14 protein-coding genes are annotated in these 12,536 nt (G+C 47.1%); 10 read left to right on the top strand and 4 right to left on the bottom strand.

Features of this window, described 5'->3' with window-relative positions; all coding sequences use genetic code 11:
* Window positions 1–64: 64 nt before the first annotated feature.
* Window positions 65–820, bottom strand: a complete 756-nt coding sequence (gene ulaR / locus MHO32_RS08755; RefSeq protein WP_005531235.1) for an HTH-type transcriptional regulator UlaR — start codon at window positions 818–820, stop codon at window positions 65–67.
* 386 nt (window positions 821–1,206) lie between these two features.
* Here ulaR and MHO32_RS08750 point away from each other — a divergent pair, with 386 nt between their 5' ends.
* The 8 genes from MHO32_RS08750 (at window position 1,207) to MHO32_RS08715 (ending at window position 8,532) form a co-directional block, all read left to right on the top strand.
* Window positions 1,207–2,967, top strand: a complete 1,761-nt coding sequence (locus tag MHO32_RS08750; RefSeq protein ID WP_005434683.1) for a PTS ascorbate-specific subunit IIBC — start codon at window positions 1,207–1,209, stop codon at window positions 2,965–2,967.
* A gap of 123 nt (window positions 2,968–3,090) precedes the next feature.
* Complete coding sequence (locus MHO32_RS08745) at window positions 3,091–3,567, top strand: PTS sugar transporter subunit IIA (RefSeq protein WP_009696580.1); 477 nt, start codon at window positions 3,091–3,093, stop codon at window positions 3,565–3,567.
* 9 nt (window positions 3,568–3,576) lie between these two features.
* Window positions 3,577–4,269 (top strand): L-ribulose-5-phosphate 4-epimerase, encoded by a 693-nt coding sequence (locus MHO32_RS08740; RefSeq protein ID WP_009696581.1) that lies wholly within the window; start codon window positions 3,577–3,579, stop codon window positions 4,267–4,269.
* Between the two features lie 4 nt (window positions 4,270–4,273).
* A complete protein-coding gene (locus MHO32_RS08735) occupies window positions 4,274–5,095 on the top strand; it encodes a Cof-type HAD-IIB family hydrolase (RefSeq protein WP_005434688.1) in 822 nt (273 codons plus the stop codon).
* Between the two features lie 5 nt (window positions 5,096–5,100).
* The gene (locus MHO32_RS08730) at window positions 5,101–5,748 is read left to right on the top strand and encodes a 3-keto-L-gulonate-6-phosphate decarboxylase UlaD (RefSeq protein ID WP_101960562.1); all 648 of its coding nucleotides are present in this window, start codon (window positions 5,101–5,103) and stop codon (window positions 5,746–5,748) included.
* 8 nt (window positions 5,749–5,756) lie between these two features.
* Window positions 5,757–6,638 (top strand): L-ribulose-5-phosphate 3-epimerase, encoded by an 882-nt coding sequence (locus MHO32_RS08725; protein WP_005448899.1) that lies wholly within the window; start codon window positions 5,757–5,759, stop codon window positions 6,636–6,638.
* A gap of 447 nt (window positions 6,639–7,085) precedes the next feature.
* On the top strand, window positions 7,086–7,514 hold the full coding sequence (locus MHO32_RS08720; RefSeq protein ID WP_005531219.1) for a hypothetical protein: 429 nt from the start codon (window positions 7,086–7,088) through the stop codon (window positions 7,512–7,514).
* A gap of 151 nt (window positions 7,515–7,665) precedes the next feature.
* The gene (locus MHO32_RS08715; protein WP_017189763.1) at window positions 7,666–8,532 is read left to right on the top strand and encodes a glycerol kinase; all 867 of its coding nucleotides are present in this window, start codon (window positions 7,666–7,668) and stop codon (window positions 8,530–8,532) included.
* A 126-nt stretch (window positions 8,533–8,658) separates the two neighbouring features.
* On the opposite strand, the gene nagB is transcribed toward MHO32_RS08715, so the two are convergent.
* Entirely contained in the window at window positions 8,659–9,459 is an 801-nt protein-coding gene (gene nagB, locus MHO32_RS08710; RefSeq protein ID WP_005448902.1) for a glucosamine-6-phosphate deaminase, read from the bottom strand.
* Between the two features lie 375 nt (window positions 9,460–9,834).
* On the opposite strand from nagB, the gene MHO32_RS08705 reads away from it, so the two are divergent.
* Window positions 9,835–10,086 carry a DUF3081 domain-containing protein gene (locus MHO32_RS08705; RefSeq protein ID WP_009706732.1) on the top strand — a complete coding sequence of 84 codons (252 nt, stop codon included), beginning with the start codon at window positions 9,835–9,837 and terminating at the stop codon, window positions 10,084–10,086.
* 146 nt (window positions 10,087–10,232) lie between these two features.
* On the opposite strand, the gene MHO32_RS08700 is transcribed toward MHO32_RS08705, so the two are convergent.
* Window positions 10,233–10,586, bottom strand: coding sequence for a DUF413 domain-containing protein (locus tag MHO32_RS08700; RefSeq protein ID WP_005434702.1), 354 nt, complete (start codon window positions 10,584–10,586; stop codon window positions 10,233–10,235).
* Between the two features lie 148 nt (window positions 10,587–10,734).
* Between MHO32_RS08700 and MHO32_RS08695 the strand changes: the two genes are divergently transcribed.
* Window positions 10,735–11,628, top strand: a complete 894-nt coding sequence (locus tag MHO32_RS08695) for a LysR family transcriptional regulator (protein WP_009696587.1) — start codon at window positions 10,735–10,737, stop codon at window positions 11,626–11,628.
* Between the two features lie 159 nt (window positions 11,629–11,787).
* Here the strand turns inward: MHO32_RS08695 and MHO32_RS08690 are convergent, their stop codons facing one another.
* On the bottom strand, window positions 11,788–12,231 hold the full coding sequence (locus MHO32_RS08690; protein WP_005448907.1) for a DoxX family protein: 444 nt from the start codon (window positions 12,229–12,231) through the stop codon (window positions 11,788–11,790).
* Window positions 12,232–12,536: the final 305 nt, after the last annotated feature.

Here is a 12,536-nt window from a genome sequence, read left to right as displayed (position 1 = left end):
TAATTTGTGGTTAAGGCACTGAGCTGAATTGTTTTTATTTATTTGAGAAAGAGGCTAGGGCGCGTTAGACCAGAATGACCTGTGTCCCTTGTGCTTCTATCGCTTTGATGACCTCTGGGTTGGCGTTTTTGCCAGTGATCAGAATGTCGATTTTCTCGGTAGGACAGAACAACATGCCCGTTCTGTGACCCACTTTGGAGCTGTCTACCACGACGACGAGCTTGTCGATTTGCTCAAGCATTTGCTGCTCAGCCACCGCGGTTAACATGTCGGCTTTGTAGAGTCCGGCTTCGGTTAACCCTTTACCCGAGGTGAACATCCAATTGCCTGCGTAACTGCCAAGCGAGTTGGGTGCCGGATTTAAGAACAGTTTTTGTGAACGGTTGTATTGACCGCCAATGATGATCACATCGTCATGGTCTTCATTGATCAGGTAGCTTGCCAATGGGAAGTAGTTGGTGACGATCTGCACGTCTTGCCCACACAACTTCTGCCCAAGTAGGAAAGCGGTCGAACCGCAGTTAATGACCACGCTGTCGCCAGGCTGACACAGCTCAGCGGCTTGCATCGCAATCAAGGATTTTTCTTCGTAATGCTCAGTGCTGTTGATGTTCAGCGGTGACCATTTTTTCTTTTCTGCTTCGACGCGTTCTGCACCGTTGCGTACTTTGCGCAGTTTGCCTAGCTCATCCAGCTTAGAGATATCACGGCGAGCCGTAGCTGGAGAGACGTTAAAGCTCTCAATAATGTGTGAGACGTTAATCGTCTGATTTTCTTCTAATAAAGACAGAATGCCATTGTGTCTTTGTACTTCATTCATACCCATCACCCTATTTGATTCAAATTCACCGAAATGTGTATCTAGTGATTATTTGGTGATTACTTGTGATTTGTTTTGATTCTATTAATCACGCTCTTGATTGTCAAATTCAAGACTGATGAAAATCTGAACTTCATCACAAGAATTTATAAGTTGTTGTATTTATTGGTAATTTAATTTTTGTATGTGATCCGCTTACCATTTGTAGGGTTTTTTGGAGGGCAAAATTGATAAATATCAAAATAATCACAAATGAGCATTGCGTGATTACTTTTGATTGTTAGAGTTTATTTCGTGAGCAAAAACTGAGTAGATTCTGCGACATCAGATGGAATCACTCTGACCTACATACGATTACAAATAAAAAACACTCTAGGGGTAAAGATATGGAGTTCTTGTACGACATCTTCTATATTTTTTACAGCCAAGTTATGACCAAAGCCCCACTACTACTGGGTTTGGTAACATGCATTGGCTATTGGTTGCTGAGAAGAGACGCCACCACCATCATTAAAGGTTCCATCAAAACGATCGTGGGTTTCATGCTGGTTCAAGTGGGTGCGGGCACCCTAGTTGCTGGCTTCAAACCTGTGATTTCCAAACTTTCTGAATACCACGGGCTAACCGGCTCGGTCATTGACCCTTACACCTCCATGATGTCTACCATGGAAGCGATGGGCGATAACTACTCTTGGGTGGGTTACGCCGTTCTATTGGCATTAGGTATCAACATCCTCTTGGTACTGTTCCGCCGCTACACGGGTATCCGCACCATCATGCTGACTGGTCACATCATGTTCCAGCAAGCAGGTCTGATTGCCGTATTCTACTTTGTGCTTGGCGCAAGCATGTGGGAAACCATCATTTACTCTGCGGTGTTAATGGCGTTGTACTGGGGTATCTCCTCCAACATCATGTTCAAGCCAACTGAAGAAGTCACCGGCGGGGCGGGTTTCTCTATTGGTCACCAACAACAGGTCGCGTCTTGGATTGCAACAAAAGTAGCGCCAAAACTGGGTGATAAGAACGACAGCGTTGACCACCTAGAGCTGCCTAAATGGCTACACATCTTCCACGATAGCATCGCAGCAACGGCGATCGTGATGACGGTGTTCTTCGGCATCATTCTGCTTTCATTCGGTCTTGATAACCTTCAAGAAATGGCGGGCACCACACACTGGACTATCTACATCCTAGAAACGGGTCTGAAATTCGCTGTAGCGATTCAGGTGATTGTTGCCGGTGTACGTATGTTCGTTGCTGAGCTGTCTGAAGCGTTCAAAGGCATCTCTGAGCGCGTGATTCCAAATGCGGTATTGGCTATTGACTGTGCGGCTATCTACGCATTCTCTCCAAACGCAATGGTATTTGGTTTCATGTGGGGTGCGCTTGGTCAGTTCGCTGCTGTATTGGCGATGTTGGCATTCGATGCGCCAATCATGATCATCCCTGGCTTCATCCCAATGTTCTTCTCTAACGCGACCATCGGCGTATTTGCTAACCACTTCGGTGGCTGGAAAGCGGTGATGAAGATCTGTTTCGTGATGGGCATCATCGAGGTTCTAGGTTCTGCTTGGGCTATCCACCTATTTAGCCAACACGGCACAGAATTCAATGGCTGGATGGGCATGGCGGACTGGGCACTAGTATTCCCACCAATCATGCAAGGTCTATCTGCATCGAAAATGTTCTTCTTCGTTCTTGTTGGTCTGTCTCTGGTTTACATGTTCTTCGCTTCTCGCAAGCTACGTGCTGAAGAAGACGCGCAAGGCACAGTAGAAATCAGTGAAGAGCCAGAAGTGATTGAAGCGGTAGAGCAAGCAATCAAAGCGAGTGACGGTCTGCGCCCAGTAAGCATCCTAGCAGTATGTGGTAACGGTCAAGGCTCATCGATGATGATGAAAATGAAGATCGGTAAATACCTAGAGAAGAAAGGCATTCCTCACGTGATGGACTCATGCGCAGTGTCGGACTACAAGTCGAAGCTTGCGAGCACAGACATCATCGTATCGTCGAAGCACCTGTCTGCGGAGATGGAACCAGGCGAAGGCAAGTTTGTACTCGGGGTGCAAAACATGCTTAACCCTAACTCCTTCGGTGACGAGCTACTCGACATCATCAATAAAAACTTTGTACCAGCAAAATAAAACAGCATAACCAAATACTTCTCTCAATGAAGAGATAAGAAACCAATAACAAACAGCGGATAACAACAGTGGTGCCGGGCTTCGGAAAGCCAAAGTCACGGCACCCAAACTGGAGATAGAACAATGGGATTAAAACAATCACTGATCGACAACAACTCAATCAAACTGCAAGCGCAAGCGTCGAACTGGCGTGAAGCCATCAAGATTGGTACGGACATGTTGATTGCCTCTGGTGCGATTCAGCCTTCTTACCATGACGCCATCATCAGCAGCGTGGAAGAGCTAGGTCCTTACATCTGCATCGCGCCTAACTTGGCACTGCCACACGCACGCCCAGAAAACGGCGTGATTCGAACTGCTTTCGCACTGGTTACGCTAGAAGAGCCAATCTACTTTGAAGGCGAAGACGAGCCAGTTGATGTGCTAATCACGCTAGCGGGTAGCTCTTCAGACGAGCACATGGAAGGTCTGATGGAAGTGACCCAAGTGTTGGATGACGAAGACAGTGAAACGGGCGTGGATTTGGACAAGCTTCGCCGTTGCCGCAGCAAAACCGATGTATTCAACGTGATTGATGAAGCTCTGGCTGTCACCGCCTAAGGAGAAATCATGTACAGCGAACTGAAACAACGTGTGCTCGAAGCCAACCTCAAACTGCCGAAATACGGTTTGGTGACCTTCACCTGGGGCAACGTGTCTGAGATTGACCGCGAGCGCGGCGTGATTGCGATTAAACCGTCGGGGGTGGAATACGATGGCATGCGCGCTGAGCACATTGTGGTGGTCGACTTAGACGGCAATGTGGTGGAAGGCAACATGAATCCATCCAGCGATACCGCGACCCACATTGAGATCTACAAAGCGTTCCCACAAGTGGGGGGCGTGGTGCACACCCACTCACGCAGCGCAACGATTTGGGCGCAAGCGGGGATTGATATTCCAGCACTAGGCACGACTCATGCCGATTACTTCTACGGCGACATTCCGTGTACTCGTAAGCTCTCACAACGCGAAATTGCCGAAGAGTACGAAAAGAACACCGGCTTAGTTATCGTGGAAGAGTTTCGTCAACGCCGCATCGACCCAATGGCAGTACCAAGCGTGATTGTTGCAGGGCATGCGCCTTTCTCTTGGGGCACCAACGCCGACGATGCAGTGCACAACGCAGTGGTATTGGAAGAGATTTCTGCCATGGCATTAGCAACGCGTTCACTCAACAGCGGCATCAAGATCCAGCCTGAGCTTTCAGACAAACACTACCTGCGTAAGCACGGTGAAAACGCCTACTACGGGCAGAGGTAACGACATGTACAAAGTGCTTGCTTTAGATTTAGACGGAACTGTACTCACCGATGACCACAGCATTCACCCAGAGGTGAAAAAAGCGATTCAAGAAGCGCAGCAGAAGTGTCACGTGGTGATTGTCACCGGACGCCATCACACCGCGGCACGCCCGTATTACGATGAGTTGGGTCTTACCACGCCTATCATCTGCTGCAACGGCACTTATGTTTATGACTACCACAATGACCGAGTGCTCAAGCACAACTCCATCGATAAGGAAGATGCGCTGACGTTCATCGCCTTGGCGAAGGAGTTTCAGGTCAAGATGGTGATGTACGTAACCGATGCCATGACGTACTCAAACTACAACCCAATTCACTACATGGAAGCGTTGGAAAAGTGGGCGAAAACCGCGCCTGAGCACCTTCAACCGAAGATCTACAAAATCGACTCGTTCAGCGAAGAAGTGCGCAATACCGAGTTCGTGTGGAAATTCGTGGTGGAAGGCTTACCAAGCTCGGTAGAACGTTTGATTGAAAACCCATGGGTGAAAGAGAAATTCAACGGCGAACGCTCGTGGTCGAATCGCATCGACTTCGCAGCAAAAGGCAACAGCAAAGGTTTAAGACTGGCGGAATACGTTTCTGAGCTGGGTTATCACCCGAATCATGTCATTGCCGTGGGCGATAACCACAATGATATTTCCATGCTCCGTTACGCCGGATTAGGCGTTGCCATGAATAACGCAGACGAGACGGTACGTTCAAGCGCCCGTTTGGTGTGCGAAACCGATAACAATAACGACGGCTTAGCTCGTCTGATACGTGAAAAAATTCAAGGATAAGCATCATGACCAAACCAATGATTCAAATCGCTCTAGACCAAACTAACCTAACTGACGCCGTGGCGGTTGCAAGCAATGTACACAGCTATGTCGATGTGATTGAAGTGGGCACCATTCTCGCGTTCGCAGAGGGGATGAATGCGGTCTCAACACTGCGTAAGAACCACCCAGACCATATTCTAGTGTGCGATATGAAGACCACTGATGGCGGCGCGATTTTGTCTCGTATGGCGTTTGAAGCAGGCGCTGACTGGATTACGGTTTCAGCCGCAGCGCACATTGCGACCATTGAAGCATGTAAAAAAGTCGCGGATGAGTTTAGCGGCGAAATCCAAATCGAAATCTACGGCAACTGGACGATGGAAGATGCGCAAGCGTGGGTGGATCTTGGCATCACTCAAGCGATTTACCACCGTTCTCGCGATGCAGAGTTGGCAGGGGTTGGCTGGACAGACGCTGACATCAGCAAGATGCGCCAACTCTCTGAGCTAGGTATCGAGCTCTCTATCACGGGCGGTATCGTGCCAGAAGACATCTACCTATTTGAAGGTATCAAAGCGAAAACCTTTATCGCAGGTCGCGCATTGGCGGGTGACAAAGGGCAAGAGACCGCAGAAGCACTGAAAGCGCAAATCGACCGTTACTGGAACTAGGGGGCGACATGTATCAGAACCTACAACGTCATCGTGTTGGCTTGTATGAGAAAGCGTTGCCGAACGAGTTGAGTTGGGAAGAAAAACTCAGCGTGACCAAAGAGTTGGGCTTCGACTTTCTTGAGATCTCGGTGGATGAATCAGACGAGCGCCGCAGCCGCTTAGATTGGGACGACGAGACGATCTACGCCCTGCGTCACCAGTGCGAACGTTATGGCATGCCATTGCAGTCGATGTGTTTGAGCGCGCACCGCAAGTTCCCGTTTGGCTCGGCTGATCCGAAGATACGCGAGCAAGCCGTGCTGCACATGGAAAAGGCGATCGCATTGGCGTACAAACTTGGCGTCCGTACCATTCAATTAGCTGGCTACGATGTGTATTACGAGCCAGCAAACCGTGCCACGCATTTGCGCTTTATTGAAGGTATGAAGGAAGCGGCGAAACTGGCAGAGCGCGCAGGCGTGATGCTTGCTGTTGAAATCATGGACACCGATTACCTCAACTCATTGAGCAAGTTTGAGGTACTTAATCGCGAAGTGAATTCGCCGTATTTCACTGCTTATCCAGACGTGGGCAATATCTCTGGTTGGAACTATGACGTGTGTACTGAGCTGAAATTGAGTAAGCCACACATTACCCAAATCCACCTTAAAGACACGTATCGCGTGACGCCAGAATACAAAGGTCAGTTCCGCGATCTAGTGATTGGCGATGGTGAAGTGAACTTCGATGCCATCTTCCGCACACTCAAAGAGACAGACTGCGTCGTGCCACTGGTGATTGAGATGTGGGCGCATGATGAACATTGGCGTGCGCACATTCAAACCGCCCAACAGCGCTTAAATCAAGCGTGTGATCATGCGGAATTACCAAGGTTGTTTGCCGCATAATTCTCTCTAAACCGTATAAACAGTTATACCCAAGTAACCTCGAGATGCGTGGTTCAGCGAAAGTGACTTGGTTTGCAGACGCGGCAACGATTTGAAGATCTAGTGGTTCTAAATCAAAAATCGTTAACAAAGTATGGAAGCCAAGGCAATTCGCCCTTCGGGAACGAGTCACAGAAACAATTTCTTCGTCAAACGACTTGGAAATAGCTCTCTATTACGCTGCTTCGTTTTCCTTGAACTTGAGTCAGTGACTCGTTCTGAATCCTGCATCTTGAAGTCACTTGGGTATACATGCTCCGGTGCTCGTTATTGGGCACCGTTTTCCCATCGTGGGAACGTGCAGTTTTTAACCCTCGTGAAAACTGCACTCTTTCGTTTCATTGGTTGACTTACCATCAGGGTTGGCGCAAAGTTGCGCTTTGTCGTTATGAAACCCCGTTAATCTGAATGAAATTACTCCATCTGCAACTTTTCTGGTACGAAAAACATCACACCCTATTGGAGATGGAAGACCTGCCAATTCTCACCCCAGCGCAAGAGCAAGAACTGCGTGAGTGGGCGAAAACACGCCGCAAAATCCTCAGCTACGAAGTGCATCAACAGCCTTGGGTAAAAGTGAACGTCGACGGTTTCTCATCGATTTTAGAGCTCAAACCAAATGGCACGCTGGTGGAAAAAGACTTGTTCAGTGAGCGTGGCTTACAGGGTTTATGGAAGGTCAGCGACGGCTTCTTGTTTATCAAAGTCATCAGCGGTGAATTCATCGTCGAATACCAAATTGTTGGTAACACCGAAAACAATGTGCACAGTGGTATCGAGTACATCAACGGCAAAATCAGCACCTACAGCAAATTTGCCAAACTCGCGAATAATTAAGCCGATTCAATTCGATGTAGAGAAAGGAGCCTAAGTGCTCCTTTTTTGTTGTGGATAGAAATTCCCAACTATTCTTACTTCAAGCAATGAAATCAATGCGTTAATATCCGAGTCATTACCTTATTTCAAACAGTAGCAGGAGGCATGAATCGTGTCTGAAAAAATATCGACGTCGGCGCTGGCAAAAATGCGTCAGATAGAAGCCAAGCTGCTGTTTGCTGATCTGAAACGCGCAGGCTACATCGTTCGCCAAGACGAGAAATGGATTTTGACCGAAGAGGGCGCCAAGTTTGGCGGTGAGTATGTCGATCACCCTAAATTTGGGCAGTTCATTGTTTGGCCGACTAACTTGCACATCGAGCTTGCTGCGACGTCTGGCAAAACCTACAGCGCAACCCAGTTGGGTGAGAAGCTTAAGCTCAATGCCAAGCGTATGAACCAGCTGTTAAGTGAATTAGGCTGGATCAGTAAATCCGAAGAAGGTTGGAGCTTAACCGAAGCCGGAATCCGCGCTGGTGGGCAGCAGAGAACCGATAAAGAGTCGCAGAATACCTTTGTGGTGTGGCACGACGTAGTGCTACGTAACAAGCGTCTCAAGCAGTCTGTGATTGAGTTTTTAGGTCAAGATGCCGAGTCCCATTCGACAGATAAGTCGTTTTCTAGTTTTCGCCAGAAGTTTGAAGCTAAGCACCGCACTTTAGACGGGCATTATGTTCGTTCTAAAGGAGAACTGCTGATCGATAACTGGCTGTATTTGGCAGGAGTAGTGCACGCTTATGAGCGTCAACTGCCGATCGACCAAGAGGTGACAAGCGATTTCTACCTTCCGGGTGGCAAAGTCTATCTGCAGTTTTGGGGCAGCGACACCGGTGAGATGTTAGAAGCGGAGCGAGAGAAGATTCGAGCGGTGTACGAGCAGCATAACTTCAACCTCATTGAGGTCGAACCGAGTGAGTTAGATAAACTCGATGAGGTATTGCCAAAACGTCTGCGCCAGTTTGGTATTCAAGCTTATTAAACGCCTCGCTAGCGGTTGTTTAGATTCCTACACCTTCAAACCTGCCAGTCTCTAAAAACGAAAAAACCCGTGATGACTCACGGGTTTTGTGTATTCAGCGTTTATCTTTGGGTGTTACCCGAAGGATTAGAAACCTTTGATGTTTTCCGCTTCTAGCTCAGAGAAGTACTTAACAGTCTTCACTTTAAGCTCTTGTTGTGAAGGCTCATCACAAACGATCACTGCTTTAGGGTGTAGTTGAAGTGCAGAAACCGTCCATAGGTGGTTTACGCTGCCTTCTACTGCTGCTTGTAGAGCAAGTGCTTTGTTGTGACCAGTTACTAGGATCATCACTTCTTCAGCGTCTAGTAGCGTGCCAACACCGATAGTTAGTGCGTACTTAGGAACTTGGTTGATGTCGCCATCGAAGAAACGAGAGTTCGCGATACGAGTGTCTTCAGTTAGTGTCTTGATGCGAGTGCGAGAAGACAGAGAAGATGCTGGCTCGTTAAATGCGATGTGACCGTCGTTACCTACGCCGCCCATGAATAGGTTGATCTTGCCGTAAGACTTGATTTTGTCTTCGTAACGTTGGCATTCCGCTTCGTGATCTTCCGCGTTACCGTTAAGAAGGTTGATGTTCGCTTCTTGGATGTTCACGTGGTTGAAGAAGTTGTTGTACATGAATGAACGGTATGATTCTGGGTGATCCGCAGGGATACCGATGTACTCGTCCATGTTGAAAGTCACAACGTGTTCGAAGCTCACTTCACCTGCTTGGTAAAGTTCGATCAATGCTTTGTAAGTTGCTAGAGGAGTGCCACCAGTAGGTAGACCCAGAACGAACGGACGCTCAGCAGTTGGTTTGAAGTCGTTGATGCGCTTAGCGATGTGTGCTGCTGCCCACTTGCCTACTTGTGCTGCTTGAGCTAACGGGATAAGTCTCATTTTGTGCCCCTAGTTATTGGAATTTAAGATGTCCTGAAACATTAATTCGCATTATAAAATAAGTAATGACGATCTGCTATTGTTTTAGGTCAAAATTTTGCTTTTTCTTTAACCAATGTTGCTTTTCTCAACAGTTTTCACGTTTGCTTGTTGCGATTACCCTCTTATATAGAGTGCGTTAGACTAGTTGATTAGCGTTTAAAATTTATGACTGAAAAAAAGTTTTTTGGCTGAATGAGCGAGCCAAATTGAACCGAGTTGCGTAGGAGAAGGGGAAGAAAAATGCCGAAGTTATGATCTCACGCAATCTATGGTGTGGCACGGCGTTTCTTCCTTAACCATACTTAAAGTGTGTTTATTGCTGAGGGAATCGCAATGAAAAACGACTTAGACGCAACCAAAGTGCTGCAAGCATACGAATGTGTGATGAACAACGGCACGCCTACCGAGTTTGGCAAGATGTATGAAGGGGTAGAAGCCTTTTCTGATTACGACGGCTATAACGTGTTTCTGAGAGGCAATGGCGTGGAGCTCAAAGTGGGTTTCCACAACACCTATCAGTTGGAGTATGACCAAGAGCATCTTAAAGACAGCTTCTTGAAGAAGGTCGCCATGCTGGCGAAGTGAGTGCTCGCCGGATAAATAGGTTTACTAAAAAATGAAAAAGCCCTTTGGTGAAACACCTCTGGGCTTTTGGAAAAGAAAAATTTTTGCAACTCCACAGAATGAAACATTCTGAGGATTAACCAAGCATTAAGGCTTGGCAGAGTCGGTTAATCGTCTTCTGCTAGGCTCTCTTCTGCGTAGTCATCTGACGCCTCTGGTTTGTTACGACCATTTAGCGTGTGGAAGCGTTTGCGACCACGAGCTAATTGTGTGTATTTTAACCAAGTGCGCTCGATCTTAGTTTTCGCTTTGCCTGGGTTTTCCAGAACTTTTACGAAGTGTTTCTCTTCGCTGTTCTCAGGTGTCAACTCGCCTGACTCTAGGCCAAGCATAGTATCCCCATAAATTGTTAGGATTTCCTCTTCCGAAAGAGTAAAATCGCCAGACTTTGCAAAGCCGCGTGGGAATTTTACGTTGTCGTAAAAACGTTTTTTGCCATGACGAAATTCAGTGTCAGACATATCAACAGCCTCTGTAACCGTTATTGATGAATGTGATGAATTACGGCGAAAATTAGGCGCAAAGCTAACAAAAGAAAAACAAAACTTTTTTGTCGTCAAAATTTTAATTAGTTGTTAATCTGGTTTTATATTGACCAGGAGATGGTTTATGGATGTAAAGGTCTTTCGAACATTTTTAGAGCTGGCAAAGGTTCGTCACTTCGGACGAGCTGCTGAGAACTTGTACATTACTCAAGCCGCTGTGAGCGCACGCATCAAACAACTCGAAAGTTATTTCGATACGCAGTTGTTTATTCGTGATCGAAATAACATAAAGTTGACCTCCGCAGGTGAACGTTTAATAGGCTATGCCGAGGTGATGGTGACCACCTTGCAGCAAGCCAAACTCGAATTATCCCTCGAAGATGGCAAAGCGTTACAGCTCACCATGGGTGGTACGCCGAACATTTGGGATGCTTACCTGCAAAACTGTTTGAGTGTCGTAACGGACTCGTTTGGTGGTTACGGTTTTATGGCGGAAGTCATGGGACGTGAGATGCTAAGCCGCAGCCTATTGGAACGTACACTCGATATGGCTTTCGCCTTCGATCAAATCAAAGCGGATGAGCTTAACTGCAAAAAAGTGGCTGACGTGGTGTTGGTGCTGGTGTCTACCGAACAAGATTCTCTTGATACGGTGTTTAACAAGAAATACGTTTACGTTGATTGGGGTACGCGCTTCGCTTCAGAACACGCAGAACGCCACCCGAAAATCCCAGCACCTTACCTTCGCACTTCTACCGCTCGTATCGCGTTAGACTTCGTTTTAGAGAAAGGTGGCAGTGCATACCTACCAGCGTCTCTGGTAGAGCCGTTTATTGCAAGTGGGCAGCTCCACAAGGTGTCTGGCGTAGAAGATTGGTACCGTCCTATCTATTTGAGCTATCGTAAAGCCAGCACGTCTGTAGAAGCGATTAAGCAGGTTGAAGAAATCGTAAAAGAGATTGACCCGTTAACGGCGTACAGTTTGCAGCAAATTGCGGACATTCCTGCAGACGAGTAATTTCTGCTTTTGCGATCCAGTGCAAAATTAAACGAAAACCCCTTGGTGTGATGCCAAGGGGTTTTTTGTATGGGTTTCCGGAAATGCCGATATGTTTATAAATAAGTCGCCTTCTTGAAGCGAGAGTTGTGGCACTGTGAAGGTCGTTTTTGCTCCCGTTTATGCCAGTTTCTGACGAAGTGTTTCATCCAATGCGGCTTTGCCTGCGCCAGAGAAAGCGAGAGAAACGCTTGCTGCCAGCAGTGCTAGACCAAACTCGTAACCGTTATTCGACATAAACAAACCGTTTTCAAAGTGAACCGAGAAAATGGCGATCACCATGGTGAATGCTAAAGCCACGGCTGCTGGGCGAGTAAGTAGACCAAGCAAGATGAACAAGCCGCCAAAAAACTCTGCACTGCCAGCTAAAAATGCCATCAGCATGCCTGGACCTAAACCAATCGATGCCATCCATTGACCTGTACCTTCAAGACCATAACCGCCAAACCAGCCAAAAAGTTTTTGGGCGCCGTGCGCCATAAAGATGATGCCGACTGGAATGCGAAGAGCGAGTGCGCTGTAACCCGCGTTTGAAGTGGTGATTTTCTGTAGTAGTGCTTTCATGACTTTATCCTTTCTCGAATTTTTCTGATGAGGAGTGGTGACTCCCTTGCTGTTGAAACCAGTGTAGGTAGGAGGAGAGAAAGAAAAAATTGGGGCAATTTGATGTTCTCGTTCGATAAATTCGATGGAACGTTTTTAACTGAATAAATACAGATATTTAGATTGTTATTAGGTGTTGTTTATTGGCTGCTGCTGTGGTGGTTTTGATTATGGAAATCGCAAAATTTCGAATAACTTTCCGAACGTGTTTTGTATTTTGAAGCAAGAATTCCGTAAATGCAGAGCAAAAAAAAGAGCACAGTAAC

Source organism: Vibrio sp. MMH1-50 (assembly GCF_022347645.1).
Lineage (GTDB): Bacteria > Pseudomonadota > Gammaproteobacteria > Enterobacterales > Vibrionaceae > Vibrio > Vibrio harveyi.
This window is presented reverse-complemented; position numbering and strand designations above follow the sequence as displayed.